Here is a 19517-nt window from a genome sequence, read left to right on the forward strand (position 1 = left end):
TTGGAAAACAATAAAATTAAAGTATTGGTGGCAGAAGACATTTTGCCGATTATGAAGCGGTATACAAAAATATTAGAAAAAGCAGCAGATATTGAAGTAGTGGCAGCTGTACAAAGTGGTTATGAGGCTGTGCTACTGGTGGGTATACATCGGCCGGATGTCATTTTGATGGATATTGAAATGGAAACCCGAACATCAGGGCTTGATGCTACCAGAGAAATCTTGCATCATTTCCCTGATACTAAAATTGTGATTTTAACGGTATATGAGGATGATGAAACCATTTTTAATGCGTTTCAAATGGGCGTGTGTGATTATATCCTGAAAAATTCGAATCCCGAAGAAATTATAACTTGTATCAAAGATGCTTATTATAACCGTTCGCCGATTCGACCTGTGATTGCAGAGAAAATTCGCTCGGAGTTTCAGCGGATTTATAAAGCTGAAAAAAGCTTATTGTATTGTCTGCACCTGATTACCCAGCTAACACAAACAGAGGTCGATATTTTAGATTTGCTGAATAAAGGCTATACGCGCAAGCAGATTTGTGAGGTTCGCTATGTAGAGATGTCAACGGTCAAAACACAAATTCATAATATTCTGAAAAAATTTGAGATGTCCAATATTGTTGAAGTGCTTGAACTACTCAACAGCATGAATGTTTTTGAATATTTGCATAACATGAAGCACCTAGGGGACGAAAAAGCGTGACAGAATAACGCTTGATTAGAAAAAATAACCCTTTACCTAGGAGTAGTTTTATAGTATCTTGTAAAATGGATAAAGTTCAGTTAGCATTGCGGTTTTAAAATCGTAGGGTATGAATAGGAGAAATGTATGAAACAGTTCGTTAAGGCAAAAGATACTCGACTCTATTTTGGAGAAAAGCCCTTGTTTTTGAGAGGGTTAGGGGTCGGCAGTTGGCTAAATATGGAGCATTTTATGTTGGGAATTCCTACACCTGACAGTATGATTCGTCAATCATTTACAGAAGTTTATGGGGAAGAGAATGCAGAAAATTTCTTTGATGATTTTTTCAAAAGCTTTTTGCAAGCGGAAGATTTTCAAGTTTTAAAAGATACCGGCATTAATTTCATTAGAGTACCGTTTAATCATCGAATCTTTTTAAATGAGCAGACAGGTGAATATTTAGAATATGGCTTTGCTATGATGAAAAGATTATTGGATTTTTGCGAGGAATATAAAATCTTTGTCATGCCTGATTTACATACGACACCAGGGGGGCAAAATCCAGATTGGCATAGTGATAACCGTTCGGGTATACCGCAGTTTTGGGAGTTTGCGGCTTTGCGCCATCAGATGACAAAGCTATGGGGCGAAATTGCCAAGCGTTTTTCGTCCTATGAATATTTGCTGGGATATGACTTGCTCAATGAGCCCAGTATGGCTTCTTGGGAAGCCATGAATAGCTTTTATGAGGAGACAATTACTGAAATTCGCCGCTACGATACCAATCATGCGATTGTGCTCGAGGGCGATATGTTTGCCATGGATTTTAGCGGCTTGAACCATTTTGATGACTCCAATATTGTTTTGAGCTTTCACTATTATCCAACCGTGTGGAACGACAAACTGCTGGACAAGGATATGCCCCGAGAAAAGCGATGGGAAGAATTTGAAAGCGGACTGCTGCGATTAGCTTCGATTCGGGAACAGTTCAAGCGTCCTGTTATCTGTGGAGAAGCCGGTTATGATTTGCACCCTGATGACATGGATTTCTGCATGGATTTGCTCGAAGATACCATCGCAATTTTTGAAAAACATGAAATCAACTGGGCAATTTGGACCTATAAAGATGCTGCCTTTATGGGCATGGTTTATCCAAAGTCGGATACGCCTTGGATGCAGCTGGCACAAAAATTGCGCGAGAAATGGACACATTACAAAGAGATGGAACAAGGCAAGCGCATGATTCATTCTGCGGCAGAAGAATTTGGTGGAATCAGCGAAAATCTTGCTTACAAACTGCAATTTCGTATGAGAGCCATTCTGTATGAAATGCAGAAAGAGGAAATCCTCATTCCAACTTTGCGAGATATTCCTTGGGAAGAAATTAAAACAGCACCATCATCTTTCCTGTTGGAAAATTGTGAGATTTGGGACTGCTACCAAAAGCTATTGCAAAAATTCACGCAAAAGAATTGAAAAATTGAGATATATGATTTTGGTAAGATGATTAACATATAAATGCAGAAAACGGCACATAGCTTTGGAACTGAAACAGATGAGTGTGCAAAGCGAATGGAAAAGTAAAAAAACCTCCGACTGTTATATCGGAGGTTTTAACATTTTATATGCTTTATGTCTATAAAAGGGATGTGACTTTTACTTTTCTAAGTTTACGACAATGACTTTTGGGCGGCTCATTGCCTCAATACTGTAGCGAATGCCTTGTGTTCCCATACCGGAAGATTTAACTCCCAAGAAGGGGAAGTGATCAGGGCCACGTTCGGTTTTGTTATTGAGGTGAACAGTACCTACATCTAACTGATTGGCAATGTTGAAAGCGGAATCGATGTTCTTGGTAAAGACGGAGGATTGCAGTCCATATTCAGAACGGTTGGCAATGTCAATACCCTCTTCCGCATTTTTAATGCGAATCACTGGCAAAACAGGGCCGAAAGGTTCTTCCCATGCAAGGCGCATATCTGTTGTCACCTTATCAAAAAGAGTGGGGTAAATTAGGTTGCCTTCTCGCTTGTTGCCGCAAAGCAGCTCAGCGCCTTTTGTGAGGGCATCGTCAATGAGTTCTTGCACAAAGTCAGCGGCTTTTGTATTGATAAGGGGAGTTACCTGTACATCTTCATGCGGCATGCCCACTTTTAAAGCTTCTACTTTTTCTTTCAATTTAGCAATCAGTTCATCAGCTACGCTGTCAATAACAAGAACACGCTTGACAGCGGTACAGCGTTGACCGGAATAGCTATAAGCTCCTGAAACAATATCTCTGGCTGTTTCGTCTAAGTCAGCATCTTCTAACACGATGGCAGCATCTTTTCCGCCGAGTTCCATCAGTAGGGGAATCATACCGACCTGTTTGGCAATGTGTTTGCCGACAGAAGTGCTGCCGGTAAAGCTCACAAAATCAACAAGAGGGTGTTTGACGAGATAATCGCCAATTTCAGAACCTAAGCCCGTAACAGTATTTAGCACGCCGTCAGGAATACCGCCAGCACGGAAGATTTCAGACATATAAAGGGCGCTGATTGAACCTGAAGTCGGCGGCTTCAAGACAACGCTGTTGCCGGCCATGAGCGCCGGAGCAACTTTGGAAGCCGACAGGTTGACTGGATAGTTGAAGGGAGAGATGGCCAGCACAACGCCAAGGGGCACACGGGTGACAATAGAAAAACGTCTTTTGTTAAAACCGGGGAAGTGATCCGCTCCAACCATTTCGCCTTCAATGTGTTTGCCTTCATCTGCTGTAAAGTGAATAAAATCAGCGGTACGGTGTACTTCAGATTTCGCAGAAGCAATGTCTTTTGAAATTTCAACGGACAAAATAGCGGCGATTTCATCTTCATATTCTTCCATTAAATCAGCGCAACGGTGAAGAATTTGCGCTCTAACACTAATGGGTGTTTCAGCCCATTTCTTTTGTGCAGCTTTAGCAGCTTGAAAGGCTTCGTCTACATCGTCTTTTGAAAAAGACTGAATGAAACCGACTTGGGTGTGATCGGCCGGACCGAATATTTCTATAGGAGAGTGGGCAGAGGTTTCTTTCCATTGACCATTGACCAAACACCGATAAACATGATTAGCATGAATTTGTTCAAACATAATTGATGTCTCCTTTTCATGTGGCATCTAAAAATGCGAATCTCTCGCAATTTTGTTATTAATAGAAATACCATAGAAAGCATGTAGATATATGAATAAACTATGAATAAATTAAATTTTTGGAGAATGGCACAAAGCTAACTGTTTGATGTGAAGTGAATCATATGATTTTCACGAAGTGTAGGCAAGCAAAACAAGATTAACTGGTAAGAAAATGTACCTATAAAATATATAGTATGCCCCAATTAAAATTTGTGATTATAAAAGCAAGATTCCAAAATAATTATTTTTCTTCAAATGCCAAGATAGACAGAGGAGAGGGTACAGAAATCTCAAGGTTTAGTTTAGAAAGTGTTGCACGGTCTCTTTCAAAAATAGTTACTTGATGAGAATACTCATTAGTACAGAAAAGTAAATTATCGTGGAGAATAAAATCCCTGGGCCAGTTGCCACCGCAATCAGTGAAGCTAACGGCGGTTAAAGATTCCCCGTTGACCTTAAAACAGCCAATCGAATTATGACCTCGATTGGAAACAAACAGATATTGCCCGTCTTCTGAAAGTCGTATAGCTGCTGCAAAGCTCTCGCCGGTGTAATCTTCAGGCAGACACGAAATCGTATGAAGTAGATGAAGCTTCCCTTTTTCATAAGAAAAAACAGAAATGGTCGATTTCAGCTCATTAGCGCAAAACATGGTTTTACCATCTTTTGAAAAAACAACGTGACGAGGGCCGTGGCCGATAGGCGCACTTACCTCTGAAACAAACTGTAAGTTTTTATCATATAGTATAATTTTATCAAGTCCTAAATCGACAACACAAAGGTAAAGTTTGTCTGGGGTCTCACCGACAAAATGAGTATGTGCTGAACTTTGCCGCTCGGGGTCAACGCTATGACCGCTATGTTGAATCAAATGGTCAGGTAAGCAAATCAAACTGCCAGAATCATAGTTGGCACAGTATACAGTTCCTTGGTCAACGAGTAAGTGGCAGACTTCCTTTCCTTTTGTCGGGATAAAATCAGTCTGATTAGAAAGTGTGCCGTCTTTTTCGATTAAAAAAGAAGTCAGGCCGCCATCGTTTTCTTTTGAAATAGCAGCGAGGGCATAGAGGCAGTTATTTTCTTCAGCAAGATACATCGTTTTTCCGATTGGATAAAAATTCTCTAAATGGCTTTCGCCACTTTCGTTAAAACGATAATGATAGATGCCGCCGTTATCTGCGCCTGATGCAATATAAAGTTGGTAATTTTTGTGTGTCATCGACTTAGCCTCCTTGAAATTTTAAAATATAAGAGAAAGAAAGGTTGAAAATGGCAGAGCATTTCTACTTTGGTAGATGATTAGAAATGCAAATTAAAAGAATAAAAATAGACGCAAAAAATTTGTAAATCGAATGGCAGAAAAGGAAATGTTTATTTAATTTTAATGGATGAAAATCGAATAAGCAATAGATAAAAATTTTTTCAATAGCCGTTTACAATAGATAGTTAATTTAGTATACTATAATTTAACAATAATCTGTATTTACAATTTGGAGGAGTATGTATGCACTATCTTGGAATTGACATTGGCGGCACAAATTTGGTGGCTGGCATTGTAGATGAAAACTACAAAATTATCGCAAAATTCAGAGCAAAAACGAAAGTCCCCAGTGAACCAGAAGAGTTTGCTGATGATTTGGTCAAAACGGTAAATGGTGTGCTGAAAGAAGCGAACCTGACACTGAATGATGTACCGTGGGTGGGACTTGGCTGTCCTGGAACCATCAATCCTGTAACAGGTGTTATTGAATTTGCTAACAATCTTTACTTCAAAAATGTAGAGCTGCGCAAATTAATGCAAGAAAGATTAGGCGGCAAAGAGATTCTTTTAGAAAACGATGCCAATGCGGCAGCATATGGCGAATATATTGCCGGTGCACTAAAAGGTTCTGACAATGCGATGGCAATCACATTGGGAACAGGTCTTGGCGGCGGCATTATTATCAACCATGAGCTCTATTCAGGCAGCAACTTTGCCGGCGCAGAATTGGGACATACTGTCATCGTGGCAGGCGGAAAACCTTGCACCTGTGGACGTGACGGCTGTTGGGAGAGTTATTCCTCTGCAACAGGATTGATTAAAATCACCAAAGAACATATGAAAGATGCACCTAAGGACTCTGCCCTTTGGACACTCATCGACGGCGATATTAACAAAGTGAACGGCAGAACTGCTTTTGATGCTATGCGTGCCGGCGATGCCATTGGTCAAGCCGTAGTAGATGAATATATTTATTTCCTTGGTGTCGGTCTGACTAACATGATTAATATATTCCAGCCTGATGTTGTTTGCATTGGCGGCGGTATTTGCAACGAAGGTGAAACTTTGCTGGCTCCTTTGCGTGAGTTTGTTGCCAAAGAGCAATATGCAATGAATTCAGCTAAAAAGACAGTGATTTGTAAAGCTGAGCTAGGCAATGATGCTGGTGTGATTGGTGCGGCTATGTTAGGTGTGAAAGTGTGAGTTGAATCATTACGCGTGTGCGTAGACTAAATTTAATGTAAACAAATTCAGTTTGGGGGTATTTTATGTCCATTCAGAAAAAAACATTTGGCAGTGCTCTTTCTACTAATGGCGAGATAGACAGTTATGTTTTGACCAATGCTTCAGGTATGACTTTAGAGGTAATTCCTTATGGATGCCGTGTAACCAAGTTGATGGTTCCAGATAAAACTGGAAAGCTTGCTGACGTCATTTTAGGGCATGCTACTTTAGAAGAATACAAAAAAGATTTTCAGGGTACCTTTGTAGGGCGTTATGCCAACCGTATCGGTGGGGCAGCCTTTGCAATTAATGGAAAGACCTATGCTCTTGAGAAAAATGACGGTGAAAATTCATTGCATGGTGGTCCAACAGGTTTTGCTCATCAGTTTTTTGATATGATTAGAATGGATGATTCTGAAACACCCTCAATTACATTTGGCCTTGTCAGTGAAGATGGTCATGAAGGTTTTCCTGGAAAACTGACAGTAAAGGTTACGTATCAGCTGACAGCCGATAATGAGTGGAAGATTCGCTATGAGGCTGAAACGGATAAAGAAACAATATTTAACCCCACACAGCATGCTTATTTTAATCTTTCGGGCAATCATGAGCAAGATGTTTTGGATACAGAAATGCAAATTCATGCCGAGAAGACAACGCCTGTATCAGCAGGTTTGATTCCAACTGGTGAATTGGTACTGGTTGAGAGTACAGCGCTTGATTTTAGAGAAGCAAAGTTAATTGGGCAAGATATTGCTGCAGAAGAACTGAAGATGTGCGGCGGATTTGATCATAACTTGTGTGTAGAGGGAAGCGGATTGCGTGAAGCGGCAGTGGCCTATCATCCGGCGAGCGGAAGAGTGTTGCAGGTTTTTTCGGATATGCCGGGCATTCAGCTTTACACCGCCAATACAGCAGATGGCAAGAACAAAGATGGCAGCCCGATGAAGCCTCATTGTGCATTCTGCTTGGAAACACAATATTATCCCGATTCGCCTAATCAGAAAGATTTTCCATTTAGTACCCTTAAACCTGGAGAAAAATTTGTTTCTGAAACAGTCTACCAATTCTCAGTTCGATAAAGACAAAAGGCGGAGAGAAAATCTCTGCCTTTTTCATCTATACAGAGACGGAAAAAAGTTTATTGTAAGGGTATTCTGATTTTATCACCTAATCACTATTTTGGCTTTGTAGAAAGGGTGGATTCTTAAGGAAGGTATGATCATAAAAATGAAAAAAGAAAAGTCATGCGGCGCTATTATTTACCGCAAAAAACAAGAAATTGTTGAAATATTGCTAATCTGCCATAAAAAAGGAGGACACTGGAGCTTTCCTAAAGGTCATGTTGAAGCCGATGAAACGGAAATTGAAACAGCAAAACGTGAAGTTTTGGAAGAAACAGGACTGCATATCGCGGTTGAAGATCAATTTCGCACGACAATAGGATATACACTGCCGGGAGATGTTTGGAAAGATGTTGTCTATTTTGCAGCGCAGGTAGTTTCGGGTAAAGAAAAAATTCAAGAAGAAGAAGTGACGGCACTAGGCTGGTTTCCGTTAGAAGAGGCTCTTTCGAGAATTACCCACGAGAATAGCAGAAAAATTCTAAGAAAATTTATGGACTATCTAGGTTGAAATTTTCCCTTCAGATAGGTAGGTGCCAAACCGATTTTCATTCTAATATTAGCAAGAAAAAAATAGAGGATAGTTTGATAATTTTATGATATCTTCTAAAGAAATAGAATTTTACTAGAACAGCATGTTACTTGTTCTATAAAAAGGCAGCCAAACTTTTGGGTTTGGCTGCCTTTAGTGTAGTTGGCAAAAATAGTTGATTCTTGTTTTAAGCCTTTTTGGTACTGCTGATAAAGCGATAGACCAGCGCTGCTAACACACCGCCGACCAAAGGAGCTACAATAAAGACCCAAACAGAGGAGAGCGCATCGCCGCCTACCAATAGTGCCGGGCCAAAGCTACGAGCAGGGTTAACGGAAGTGCCGGTGAACGAAATGCCTAAGATATGAACAAGAGTGAGAGAAAGTCCAATCACCAAACCGGCAACGGAGCTGTTGCTCTCTTTTGCTGTCACGCCTAATACGGCAAGCACAAATACAAAAGTCAAAATAATTTCAATGATGAGAGAAGACAAGATATTGCCTTGGTAAAGTCCGTTGGCGCCAAGACCACTTTCTTTTCCCACAAGAGCCATTAGGGTAGCTGCGCCACCGATGGCTCCCAAAAATTGAGCAATCACATACCCAATAAAGTCTTGCACGCTCATGCGGCCGCTTACAAGCATACCGATTGAAACAGCGGGATTAATGTGACAACCGGATACGTTACCGATAGAATAGGCCATAGCGACAATAACCAAACCAAAGGCCAGCGCTGTCAGCAAATAGCCAGTTCCTTTGTCAGCAGATACACCGACCACCGCCGCTGTTCCACAGGCAAACAGAACAAGAACAAAAGTGCCAATAAATTCTGATAAATACTTCTTTAGTGCGTTCATAAAAATACCTCCTTGCATTATGCAAAAATATGATTAGGGAATGGGGAGTTAAACCCAATCTGCCAGCAACCATAAATTGTTGTTGTAACTCTGCAAAACCCCTCTTATTAAAACTAAACCTACTGGGTTTAGTTTGTAAATTATAGCAGAGAAGAAGATAAAGAAAAGGGGATTATGGAAAATAAAGCACAGAATAGTAAATTATGGATATTTGGCCATGTTTAATAATTTTTTTGCATTAAATTTTATCAATTATTTTAAGTGTGAAAAAGCTAGGATTCACCGAAAATGTTAGAGTAAAAAATAAAATGAAAGGCTGGTTTGGATAGAGAAAATAGACTATAAACAACAAAAACCCCAGATAAAATCTGAGGTTTTTGCAATACTTCATTTAATTTTAAAATATAGACGAAAAGCGCATAATATTTTTCATTGTAGTAGCAAGGTACTCTTTAGAATAGGGTTTGATTTTGGGGAAATCCATTGCGACAGCGTTAATGCTGAAAATGGCAGTGACTCCTTTTTCATAAGCTCTTTCACTGCCGGGGGCAATATCACCGACAATGGCAATAACAGGTACATTCTGCTTTACGGCTTGTTGTGCCACCCCAATTACTACTTTGCCGCGCAGACTTTGACCATCTATTTTTCCTTCGCCTGTGAATATCAAATCTGTGTCAGCCAATTGTTCATCAAATTTAACACAGTCCAAAACGGTTTGAATACCCATTTGCAGTTTTGCACCCAAAAAGGCGTAAACCCCTGCGCCCATTGCACCAGCAGCACCGCCTCCAGATAAAGTAGAAAGGTCTTTGCCTAAATCTTTTTGACAAATTTCGTTTAAATGGCGGAGACCATCGTCTAATTCTTTAACCATGACTTCATCAGCACCCTTTTGAGGGGCAAAAATATAAGCCGCCCCATTTTCGCCGAACATGGGGTTGTCAATATCGCACATGGCGGTAATCTTCACATCATGCAGACTAGGCTCAATACCCGAAACATCAATATGATCAATGTCTTTTAGAGTGCCGCCGGTAGGAATAAAATCTTTGCCGTTTTTGTCGGTAAAACGGACCCCGCAAGCAGCTGCCATGCCGCAGGCTCCGTCATTGGTAGCGCTGCCTCCTAACCCTAAAATAATATGCTTAGCGCCGTTTTTCACAGCCGCTAATAATAGCTGACCTACTCCATAAGTGGTGGCTGTCAGCGGATTGAGTCTGCCTTCTGCCAGCGGTAAACCGGCACAGCAAGCCATCTCGATGACAGCAGTTTCACTGTCTGCGAGTAAACCATAGAAGGCTTGCATTTCTTCGCCAAACACACCTTTGACAGAAACGGTTTTCTTTGTGCCGCCTACTGCAGATAGGAAACAATCAACACTACCTTCACCGCCGTCAGCGACAGGGATACTCACAATTTGAGCATTTGGATAGACGGCTTTGATTTCTTGTTCCATAATATGGCAGACTGTGTCAGAAGACATTGTGCCTTTAAAAGAGTCGGGTATCAAAATTACTTTTTTCATTTCAGTATCTCCCTTTTATCGCACTAAACAGGGTTTTTTGTGGTCGAATATCCAGCCGGGCATTAAATACTGCATAGCCATAGCATCATTTCTGTCATGAGTAGGTAAACGTTCGTATAATTTGTTGGCTTCTTCCACTCGTGCCATGTTTAGGTGAACACCCAATCCTGCGCCTTGCGGAACTTGAATCTTACCGCCAACAATTTGAGGAGTATCTTCTAAAAGATTTTGCCCATCCTGCCAAATCCAGTGGGTGTCAAGCGGAGCTGGATTTCCAAGAGCAGCAGCACCTGTATGAGCATAAGCGGCCAGCGTAATATCAAAATGATTATTGGAATGGATACCCCAAGTCAAATTCCATTCTTTTAGGATATGAGACAAAGAAATACTGCCGTCAAATCCCCAAAAGTGAGGGTCGGCTAGAATAATATCACAGGCACTTTGGCTGGCGGTGTGATAAAATTGTCGCCAATCTGTGGCAATCATATTGGTTGCCACAGGAAATTGTGTGGCTGATTTAAATTCACGCATAATCTCGCGGCTAGAATATCCGGATTCAGGGCCGCAAGGATCTTCTACATAGGTAATGACGTCGTGCATATCTTTACAAAGCCTGATTGCTTCGTTAAGGCTCCAGGCTCCGTTAGGGTCAATGTTAATTCGTGCGTTAGGAAACTGCTTCTTGATTTGAATCAAGGTTTCCATTTCCACTTCTCCATCTAGAACACCAGCTTTTAGCTTGAAATTCTCAAAACCGTATTTTTGATGTAAGGCAGAGGCTTCTTCTGTAATACGTTCTGGGGTTAAAATTTCTTCTCGACGAAGGCGGAACCATGGGTCACTGCTATTGCTTTCGTCCAAATAAGGGAATTCTCCCGCTGGACACTTGTTTTTATCAGAAACATAAAACAAATAGCCAAGCATTTCAACTTCGTCACGTTGCTTGCCTTCTCCCAACAATTGGCACATAGGTACATTTAGATATTGTCCCAGTAAATCTAACAAAGCACATTCAACGGCCCATTCACTTTTAACAACAAATTGTAGCTTAGCAATGTCGAGAGTTTGAATGCCCTCGCCGTCATCTTGGGCGGCAGGCCGCATCTGTCGGTGAATATTTTGAAGAATTTGTTTGTAGCAGGCAATGGGTTGTCCTTCTACCAGTGTCCTCATACTATTTAAACTATTGTTGGTATGCTCGCCTCCATGAATTTCACCGATACCGGTATGGCCGGCATTGTCATGAAGAATAACAAGATTTCTCGTAAAATAAGGTGCATGCGCACCACTCAAAGTCATAAGCATGCTGTCATAGCCTGCGACAGGGACAACTTGCATTTTTGTAATAATGGGGGAATCAAAAGCCATATAGACACTCCTATCTCTATTGTAAATCATAGCAAATTATGAGCTTTTTATCAAATAGTAGGTTGATAAAGGCAGTCTAATAGAATGAGAGGCTGGCAAACAATATGTTTTGTCCGCCAACCTTCTTTTAGACTGTTAAAATCAATTATTATCGTACCATACAAGGCGATTTGGGGTCAAATTTCCAATCAGGAATTAGATATTGCATACCAATTGAATCGTCACGTGCACCCAAACATTTTTCAAGGTATAGTTTGTGAGCTTTTTCAAGCTGTACACGATCCAAGGCTACGCCCAAACCAAATTTATCACGAGGAACGGCGATACAGCCGTCAACAATTTGAGGACTTTCTATGCAAAGACGCTCACGTCCCTCTTGCCAAATCCAGTGGGTATCAATGGCATTCAGTTTGCCAGGCACAGCGGCTGCTGTATGAGCAACCATAGCCAGTGAAATATCAAAATGGTTGTTGGAGTGGCAGCCCCATGTCAAACCGAAGTCGTTGCATAACTGGCCAACACGAACACTGCCTGTCATCGTCCAAAAATGAGGGTCTGCCAGTGGAATGTCAACGCTGTTCAGCGCAAAACTATGTGTCATCTGGCGCCAATCAGTGGCAATCATATTGGTGGCCGTAGGCAAACCGGTGGCACGGCGGAATTCAGCCATGATTTCACGACCGGAAAAACCATCTTCAGCACCACAGGGATCTTCGCAGTAAGTGAGAATACCATGCATATCTTTACACAGTTCAATGGCTTCACTTAACAGCCAACCACCGTTAGGGTCTAATGTAATTCTAGCTTCAGGAAAAGCTGTTTTAAGCGCTTTGATACATTCTATCTCGGTTTTGCCTTCCAAAACGCCGCCTTTTAACTTGAAATCCTGAAAGCCGTATTTCTCTTGTGTGGCTTTGGCAAGAGCTACAATTTCATCAGCAGTCAGAGCTTCTTCGTTGCGCAGACGATACCAATCACAAGAATCTGATTCGGCTAAGTCATAAGGGAGATCAGTCTTTTTCCTGTCTCCGACAAAGAATAAGTAACTCAGCATACGAACGGTTTCACGTTGCTGTCCGTCACCAAGCAAAGAGGCAACAGGGAGTTCCAAATATTGGCCTAAAAGGTCTAACAAAGGAGATTCAATAGCGGTTAATACGTGAACGCCAGTACGAAGATCAAATGTCTGTGCGCCTCTTACATCTTTCTCGCCGTTAGCTTCTAAGTGTTCTTTGATGACAAGCAAAGTACCTCGATAATCAGCTACAGACGTACCGACAACAAAGTCAGAAACTTTTTCTAAAGTGTCAGTGATTTTTTGGCCGCCCGGTACTTCACCCAAACCGGTGCGCCCGTCAGAGTCCGTCAGAACAACCACATTGCGTGTGAAATAGGGAGCATGTGCACCAGAAAGATTCAGTTCCATGCTATCAAGCCCGGCTACCGGGAAAACTTCCATAGATACAATAGTTGGTTTCATAAGAGTATAACCTTTCCCTTAAATCAAATTCATTTGAGCCAGAATGTCACGCAGCTTTTCTTTCTGTTCTGGATTAAGTTCAGAAATAGGCTCTAAACATTTGCCAACTGGAATGCCTTGCATGGCAAGCCCCTCTTTAATGACCTCAGGAAAAGTGCCCATGGCGGTTGCTATTCTCAAAGGAGCTAGTTGATATTGTGCTTCTAAAGCACCTTTCATGTCGCCATCCATAAATTTGTCATAAATGTCGGCTGCCAAGCGAGGAGCAACATTTGCACAGCTTGCCACAGCACCAGAACAACCATAGTGCAGGCCAGCGTAAATCATGGTGTCACGTCCCATCATGACGTTGAATTTATCTCGTAAGTCCATGGTCAGACGAAGATATTCTTCGCAGTTGGTCATATCACCAGTAGAATCTTTAATGCCAATAATATTTTCACAATCACGGGCTAAACGCAATGCTGTGCTAGGTGCAATTGTTACATTGGTTTTTGGTGGATTGTTATACATAATGATAGGCAAAGAAGTGCTGTCGGCAATCGTTTTAAAGAAATTGTATAATTCCTCTTGTGAAGGAGAAATAAACATAGGAGTGAGCACGCTGATTGCGTCGTAGCCACCTACTTGTTCTACCAAGCGGATAAGCCGAATGACACCACGTGTGGTGATGTGGTTACATCCTGCAATCAATTGAATAGGGTTGCCATATCGATCTTTGCGGTCAACAACAGCAAGCTGAACGGCAATCAGGGTCTGAATAAATTCATCATCACTTACGCCGTAGAATTCTCCGGTTGTTCCGAAAGGGAACAGTCCATGTGCTCCGTTATCAACTAGATGCTTAGAGATGGAAACCATAGCTTGCTTATCAATGGTACCGTCTTCATTAAACGGAGTAACGATTGGCGGAATGACGCCATATGGTTTATACATGTTTGTAAGTTTCCTCTCTTAACTTATCTGCCAATCTCAATGCCAGAAAGTTTCTCGTAGTATTTTGCAATTGCACTATGGTCATTTTGACCGCAGTCGTTATTGTGCAACCATTGCAGAATTTCTTGGACAGAAGATGTCATAGGAACCGGAGCACCTACTGTGTGAGCACAATCCAAAGCGTTATTCAAATCTTTGATGTGCAAGTCGATCTTAAAGCCAGGCTGTGCATTTCCAGCAATCATCATAGGACCTTTTGCATCCATAACGGTGCTACCTGCTAATCCGCCTCGAATGGCTTCAAATACAAGTTGAGGGTCGACGCCTGCTTTTTGAGCCAGTGTGAAAGCTTCTGCAACGGCTCTAATGTTACAAGCAACAATAATTTGGTTAGCTAGTTTTGTTGTGTTTCCGGCTCCAACTTCACCGCAGCGTACCACAGATGCACCCATGGTTTCTAATAAAGCTTTATAGGTGTTGAATACATCTTGCTTGCCGCCAACCATAAAACTTAGAGTGCCGTCAATGGCTTTTGGTTCGCCGCCTGAAACAGGAGCATCCAGCATTTCAATGTTCTTTTCAGCCAAGATAGCCGCAATCTCTTTGCTGGCAACAGGGTTGATAGAACTCATGTCGATAAATACAGAACCAGATTTCATATAAGAAGCAACACCCGTTTCGCCGAGCATAACTTCTTTAACCTGAGGGCTATTGGGCAGCATGGTCATAACCACGTCACAGTTTTCGCCAATTTCTTTATTTGTAGCAGATGTTGCGCCTGCAGCCACAAGTTCATCTACATTACTTTTGTTTAAGTCACTGACAAATAAAGAAGAATAGCCTGCCTTCAATATGTTTTTTGCCATGGGCTTACCCATAATTCCAAGACCGATTAAGCCAATTTTCATAGTAATTCCTTCCTTTCCATAAAAAAGCGGACAAATCATGCATAAAACGATACGATTCTTAAAAAGTTCTTTTATATTGTAGCAGAAAAAATTTATATGATACAATAGTCATATTGATGAATTCTACTTTATGAAATCAGTAGAAATGCAAAGTTTCTAAAATATTAAACATTCATTTCAAAAACGTTTAGAAAATATTTCAAATGTTTCATGAATCAATTCACCTACAAACGAAGCAAAAATTAAGAATAAAAGATAATGAAACAATTGAAACAATAATTTAAATTATTTCATTATAAAGTTTCAAATAGTAAAAAAAGGTGATAGATTATAAAATTTGCAAACATTTTTGATTTATTTTGCCGATTGAAACACCGCATTGCAATTGATAAACTTTAAACTATCATAAAAAGGTCTGAAGAATGCCTTTTTCCTTGTAATTGCAGCCTACAAGAAAACGAATCATTTTTCGGCAGGTTCTTAAAAAGTTCATAAAATATTGCTTGTTAGGTAATTACTTAACGAATCGAGTAATTGTAGAAATCAATTACTCCATTGGAGGAAACGTAATGGAATTGTACATTGTTCTTGGGATCACGCTATTTATGATTATTATGTTCGTGTGGCACAAAGTTCCGTTTGGTGTTACAACCATGACTTGTTGTGTTCTGCTGGTTCTCACTGGTATTATGGATATCCCGACTGCTTTTAGCGGGTTTGGCAACAAGATTGTTGTTCTTTTGGCGCCGTTTATGGCGCTTAGTACGGTGCTGTCAAAAACAAGTGTTGTGACTAAAATCAGCAGACTTATGAATGTCGCTAAAGGCAAACATGGTATGGTTCTTGTCATTTCTATTTTCTTGGTTGCAGCTATTTTTGGACAATTTATTCCTGCAACGGCCAGTATCGCTATTATGGTGGTCTTTATGTCTACACTGGGCGCCAGTGGCGAAATCACCCCAAATCGTTTGATTCTTCCTTTGTTGGGAATATCATCAGCGTTCAAATTCAGAATACCGATTGGCAATGGTGCTACAAACTTTGCTACTATCAACGCCATGTATGAAGGAATTATGCCGGATGGCAAGTATGCGTTAACAATGATAGACCCCTTCCTTTTCTCAATTATCCCAATGGTAGTGTTGGCAGCCTATTGTCTTTTTGCTTGGCGTTTAATGCCTAAAGATGGTGTTGTCAATACACAGGCAATAGAAGAAAGAAAAGATGCGGTAGCAGTTTATTCACGTAAACAAGAAATCATTATTTATGTTGTTTTCATTGCGGTTACACTTTGCATGATTCTGAATAAGTTCACTGGCGACCTTATGTATTTAGCTCCTGCTGTTGGTGTTTTGGTTCTTATTTTTACCGGCGTGTTAAAAACGCAAGAAGCTGTTAAGAGCATGACCATAGATATGATTTGGATGATTGCCGGTGTTTTGATTGTTGCAGATGCTTTGGGTAAATCAGGAGCAGGCGAATTGATTGGTAACTTCTTGCTTTCTGCTATTGGCGAGAATCCCAGTTCTTTTACAGTTATGCTTATTTTTGCTGCTGTTACTGTTATTACAACAAATTTCTTGTCGAACATGGCAACACAGGCTGTTTTTGTGCCAATTGCGGCCTCTATCGCATTAGCAGCTGGATGGGATCCGCGCGGAATTATCTTGATTTGCGGTATTGCAAATATGTTTGATATTGCGTTCCCGTCTGGTTCAGGTGAAGCTGCAGTTGCTTATGCAGCTGGTGGTTATAACCCATTTAAGGTGTTGAAATTTACAGTACCGTATATGTTGTTAGCGATTTTATCCAGTGCCATCTCAGCTAACTTGTTATATCCCATTTACGGATAAATGATTGCTATTTAATAAGACTCAAGTACATAATTTATTGCAAATGAAAGAAGGGTTTCAGAATGGAAAAAAAGATTTTTTTTGCTGCTGTTCCTAAAATGAGATATGGATTTGATATGGACCATCCGTGGAAATATACGGTGCCGTTCTATCGTGCCGCTCCGCATGTATGGCAGGTTGGCGGTCAAGATGACGTTTGTGTATATCTCTTAGATACAGGTGAGGGTATCATTTTGCTGGATACCGGTTATCAAGGCTCTTTCTACCTTCTTATGGACAATATTTGGCGTGCTGGCTTCGACCCCAAAGACATTAAACATATCCTGCTGAGCCATTGGCATTGGGACCATGTGAATGGTGCACGTTATTTAAAAGAAATGTCAGGCGCAAAAATTTGGATTTCAAAAGAAGATGAAAAAGAGCATCAAGCCTTTAAGGATGCTACCGAACCGATGAGCACAGTGGAATATGAAGTAGATTGTTTCTATGATAACAGTAAGACGATTGATTTAGGTCGCTTCAAAATTCATACAAAGCTTTGTGCTGGTCATACACCGGGTTCAACTTCTTTCTTCTTTGAAGATACAGATGATGAAACTGGCGTAGTTTATAAATGTGCTATGCATGGCGGTTTGGGAGCTCCTCTAATGCGCCCTGATTTGCTGGCAGAATACAATCAGCCACAAGAATTGGCTCACCGATTCATCCGTGAATCTTTTGAAAATGCTAATATCCCAGTGGATATCATGCTGCCAAGTCACTTGAACCAGGGTAATGTAATGCCTAATATCCCAGAAGACCGCACAGATTACACTCCTTTTATTGCTGATTATGCATGGGGAGACATCTTAAGAAATCGTGCTGAAGCAGTTATGTCCTATTACCCAGAGGTATATCCTCCAAAGAATTAAGAGCAGTAGAGACATAGAAAAATAAAGTTACATGAATAGCAAAGTGAAAGAGGTGCAGCAAAAGAAATCTTGCCGTACTCTCTTTTACTTTTTTCATTATTTCAAGCAATAAAATCGAGGGATACAACTACAGGAGACAACAATATGAAAGAATTATCCAGAATGGTTATTAAGCTGAGAGAAGCCGATAATGTGGCTGTTGCGGTATCAGATTTGTCCGTTGGAACAGAGATTTTATCAGGACTTTTGACACGTGATTTTATCCCGCAGGCGCATAAAGTAGCTTTGGTAGATATAGAAGCGGCAGGAGAAATTATCCGATATGGTGTTGTAATTGGATATGCCAAAGAAAAGATTTTAGCGGGCGATTGGATTAACGAGCATATGCTGAATTTACCGGAAAGTCCTTCGCTTAGTGACATGCCTTATGCCACCAATATTATTAAAAAAGAAGATTTGCCTATTCCGCCACGGATAACATGGCAGGGATATCGAAATGCAGATGGCCCTGCTGGCACACGTAATATGTTAGGCATTGTCACCACGGTACAATGTGCTGCAGGTGTGCTGAAAGTGGCTGTGGAAAAAATCAAGAGAGAATTACTCCCTAAATATCCTCATGTAGACGGCGTTGTGGCAGTGACACATCCCTACGGTTGTGGTGTGGCAATCAACGCTCCCATGGCAAATATTCCGATTCGTGCTATCACTAATATTGTTAATCACCCAAATTTTGGGGGAGAAATTATGGTGGTGGGATTAGGCTGTGAAAAGCTAACCTATGACCGCATACTCTCTGCAGCAGATATTATTCCTGCGAATGTTTTAACGCTCCAAGATTATGCAGGACAAGATATTATGATGCAGGCCATTCTTGACATGGCAGAGAAAAAATTGCTAAAATTGAATCAGCGTCGCCGCGAAGAATTACCTTTGAGTGAGCTTTTGATTGGCATGCAGTGCGGCGGAAGTGATGCTTTTAGTGGGATTACGGCCAATCCTAGTGCCGGATATGCTTCAGATATGTTGGTGTCCGGTGGTGCAACTGTGATGTTCAGTGAAGTTACCGAGGTGCGTGATGGCGTGCAAATGTTGGCAGCTCGATGCATTGACAAAGAAACCCGTGACCGCCTTGCCGAAGAAATGCAGTGGTATGATGACTATCTAGAAGCAGGGGGAGTGGACCGTGATGCGAATCCAACCCCGGGAAATAAAAAGGGCGGTTTGGCCAATATCGTAGAAAAAGCGATGGGCTCTATTGCGAAATCAGGCACAAGCCCCATTATCGAAGTGCTAAGTCCGGCGCAAAAGCCAACAAAAAAAGGGCTGATTTATGCAGCCACTCCAGCGAGTGATATTGTGTGCGGCCCCAGTCAGGTGGCGAGCGGCATTGGCTTGCAGGTGTTTATGACAGGAAGAGGTACTCCTTATGGTTTAGAAGTTTCGCCTGTTATTAAAGTTTGCAGTAATAATTCCATGAAAGAGCATTGGTTTGATATGATTGATATCTCTGCGGGTGACATTGCTACAGGTGAGAAAACTGTTGCTGAAGTGGGAACAGAAATCTTTCATATGATTTTGGATGTTGCAAGCGGCATAAAGAAACCTTACAGTGACCAGTACGGTTTCTACAATGATATGTGTTTCTTCAATCCGGCTCCAATCACCTAAAGAAATCAATAAATGTCTTGGA

The 19517-nt window shown here is 41.1% G+C and carries 16 protein-coding genes; 8 read left to right on the plus strand and 8 right to left on the minus strand.

From position 1 onward, the window contains the following. Together CS931_RS00420 and CS931_RS00425 are read left to right on the plus strand one after the other, a co-directional pair. Positions 1 to 711: a response regulator transcription factor gene (locus CS931_RS00420; RefSeq protein WP_242964864.1), complete on the plus strand. Its 711-nt coding sequence runs from the start codon at positions 1 to 3 to the stop codon at positions 709 to 711. Positions 712 to 837: 126 nt separating this feature from the next. Further along, positions 838 to 2166, plus strand: coding sequence for a glycoside hydrolase family 5 protein (locus tag CS931_RS00425; RefSeq protein ID WP_099203789.1), 1329 nt, complete (start codon positions 838 to 840; stop codon positions 2164 to 2166). Positions 2167 to 2346: 180 nt separating this feature from the next. On the opposite strand, the gene CS931_RS00430 is transcribed toward CS931_RS00425, so the two are convergent. Next, the gene (locus CS931_RS00430) at positions 2347 to 3801 is read right to left on the minus strand and encodes an NADP-dependent glyceraldehyde-3-phosphate dehydrogenase (RefSeq protein WP_099203790.1); all 1455 of its coding nucleotides are present in this window, start codon (positions 3799 to 3801) and stop codon (positions 2347 to 2349) included. Between the two features lie 283 nt (positions 3802 to 4084). Next, complete coding sequence (locus tag CS931_RS00435) at positions 4085 to 5062, minus strand: lactonase family protein (RefSeq protein WP_099203791.1); 978 nt, start codon at positions 5060 to 5062, stop codon at positions 4085 to 4087. Between the two features lie 285 nt (positions 5063 to 5347). Between CS931_RS00435 and CS931_RS00440 the strand changes: the two genes are divergently transcribed. The 3 genes from CS931_RS00440 (at position 5348) to CS931_RS00450 (ending at position 7963) form a co-directional block, all read left to right on the plus strand. Beyond that, positions 5348 to 6307 carry an ROK family protein gene (locus tag CS931_RS00440; protein WP_099203792.1) on the plus strand — a complete coding sequence of 320 codons (960 nt, stop codon included), beginning with the start codon at positions 5348 to 5350 and terminating at the stop codon, positions 6305 to 6307. Between the two features lie 65 nt (positions 6308 to 6372). Then, entirely contained in the window at positions 6373 to 7410 is a 1038-nt protein-coding gene (locus CS931_RS00445; RefSeq protein WP_099203793.1) for an aldose epimerase family protein, read from the plus strand. Between the two features lie 148 nt (positions 7411 to 7558). Then, the gene (locus CS931_RS00450) at positions 7559 to 7963 is read left to right on the plus strand and encodes a bis(5'-nucleosyl)-tetraphosphatase (RefSeq protein WP_099203794.1); all 405 of its coding nucleotides are present in this window, start codon (positions 7559 to 7561) and stop codon (positions 7961 to 7963) included. A 208-nt stretch (positions 7964 to 8171) separates the two neighbouring features. Here the strand turns inward: CS931_RS00450 and CS931_RS00455 are convergent, their stop codons facing one another. The 6 genes from CS931_RS00455 to garR form a co-directional block, all read right to left on the minus strand. After that, positions 8172 to 8840, minus strand: a complete 669-nt coding sequence (locus CS931_RS00455) for an MIP/aquaporin family protein (RefSeq protein WP_099203795.1) — start codon at positions 8838 to 8840, stop codon at positions 8172 to 8174. Between the two features lie 397 nt (positions 8841 to 9237). Continuing rightward, positions 9238 to 10368: a glycerate kinase family protein gene (locus CS931_RS00460; RefSeq protein WP_099203796.1), complete on the minus strand. Its 1131-nt coding sequence runs from the start codon at positions 10366 to 10368 to the stop codon at positions 9238 to 9240. Between the two features lie 15 nt (positions 10369 to 10383). Next, positions 10384 to 11736, minus strand: a complete 1353-nt coding sequence (locus CS931_RS00465; RefSeq protein WP_099203797.1) for an enolase C-terminal domain-like protein — start codon at positions 11734 to 11736, stop codon at positions 10384 to 10386. Between the two features lie 148 nt (positions 11737 to 11884). After that, positions 11885 to 13216, minus strand: a complete 1332-nt coding sequence (locus CS931_RS00470; protein ID WP_099203798.1) for an enolase C-terminal domain-like protein — start codon at positions 13214 to 13216, stop codon at positions 11885 to 11887. Between the two features lie 18 nt (positions 13217 to 13234). Continuing rightward, the gene (locus CS931_RS00475) at positions 13235 to 14152 is read right to left on the minus strand and encodes a dihydrodipicolinate synthase family protein (RefSeq protein ID WP_099203799.1); all 918 of its coding nucleotides are present in this window, start codon (positions 14150 to 14152) and stop codon (positions 13235 to 13237) included. Positions 14153 to 14175: 23 nt separating this feature from the next. Continuing rightward, entirely contained in the window at positions 14176 to 15099 is a 924-nt protein-coding gene (garR, locus tag CS931_RS00480; protein ID WP_099203800.1) for a 2-hydroxy-3-oxopropionate reductase, read from the minus strand. 530 nt (positions 15100 to 15629) lie between these two features. On the opposite strand from garR, the gene CS931_RS00485 reads away from it, so the two are divergent. The 3 genes from CS931_RS00485 (at position 15630) to garD (ending at position 19495) form a co-directional block, all read left to right on the plus strand. Further along, positions 15630 to 16913 (plus strand): SLC13 family permease, encoded by a 1284-nt coding sequence (locus tag CS931_RS00485; RefSeq protein ID WP_099203801.1) that lies wholly within the window; start codon positions 15630 to 15632, stop codon positions 16911 to 16913. A 62-nt stretch (positions 16914 to 16975) separates the two neighbouring features. Beyond that, positions 16976 to 17824 (plus strand): MBL fold metallo-hydrolase, encoded by an 849-nt coding sequence (locus CS931_RS00490; protein WP_099203802.1) that lies wholly within the window; start codon positions 16976 to 16978, stop codon positions 17822 to 17824. A 144-nt stretch (positions 17825 to 17968) separates the two neighbouring features. Further along, the gene (garD, locus tag CS931_RS00495) at positions 17969 to 19495 is read left to right on the plus strand and encodes a galactarate dehydratase (RefSeq protein WP_099203803.1); all 1527 of its coding nucleotides are present in this window, start codon (positions 17969 to 17971) and stop codon (positions 19493 to 19495) included. The last annotated feature ends 22 nt before the right edge of the window (positions 19496 to 19517 follow it).

This window comes from Scatolibacter rhodanostii (assembly GCF_900197595.1).
Taxonomy (GTDB): Bacteria; Bacillota; Clostridia; order Oscillospirales; family Acutalibacteraceae; genus Scatolibacter; species Scatolibacter rhodanostii.

Coding starts and splice junctions, on each gene's coding strand:
- CS931_RS00455 (WP_099203795.1), bottom strand. CDS start 8,840: ATGAACGCACTAAAGAAGTATTTATCAGAATTTATTGGCACTTTTGTT.
- CS931_RS00465 (WP_099203797.1), bottom strand. CDS start 11,736: ATGGCTTTTGATTCCCCCATTATTACAAAAATGCAAGTTGTCCCTGTC.
- CS931_RS00460 (WP_099203796.1), bottom strand. CDS start 10,368: ATGAAAAAAGTAATTTTGATACCCGACTCTTTTAAAGGCACAATGTCT.
- CS931_RS00425 (WP_099203789.1), top strand. CDS start 838: ATGAAACAGTTCGTTAAGGCAAAAGATACTCGACTCTATTTTGGAGAA.
- CS931_RS00450 (WP_099203794.1), top strand. CDS start 7,559: ATGAAAAAAGAAAAGTCATGCGGCGCTATTATTTACCGCAAAAAACAA.
- garD (WP_099203803.1), top strand. CDS start 17,969: ATGAAAGAATTATCCAGAATGGTTATTAAGCTGAGAGAAGCCGATAAT.
- CS931_RS00430 (WP_099203790.1), bottom strand. CDS start 3,801: ATGTTTGAACAAATTCATGCTAATCATGTTTATCGGTGTTTGGTCAAT.
- garR (WP_099203800.1), bottom strand. CDS start 15,099: ATGATTTGTCCGCTTTTTTATGGAAAGGAAGGAATTACTATGAAAATT.
- CS931_RS00470 (WP_099203798.1), bottom strand. CDS start 13,216: ATGAAACCAACTATTGTATCTATGGAAGTTTTCCCGGTAGCCGGGCTT.
- CS931_RS00440 (WP_099203792.1), top strand. CDS start 5,348: ATGCACTATCTTGGAATTGACATTGGCGGCACAAATTTGGTGGCTGGC.
- CS931_RS00485 (WP_099203801.1), top strand. CDS start 15,630: ATGGAATTGTACATTGTTCTTGGGATCACGCTATTTATGATTATTATG.
- CS931_RS00445 (WP_099203793.1), top strand. CDS start 6,373: ATGTCCATTCAGAAAAAAACATTTGGCAGTGCTCTTTCTACTAATGGC.
- CS931_RS00490 (WP_099203802.1), top strand. CDS start 16,976: ATGGAAAAAAAGATTTTTTTTGCTGCTGTTCCTAAAATGAGATATGGA.
- CS931_RS00435 (WP_099203791.1), bottom strand. CDS start 5,062: ATGACACACAAAAATTACCAACTTTATATTGCATCAGGCGCAGATAAC.
- CS931_RS00475 (WP_099203799.1), bottom strand. CDS start 14,152: ATGTATAAACCATATGGCGTCATTCCGCCAATCGTTACTCCGTTTAAT.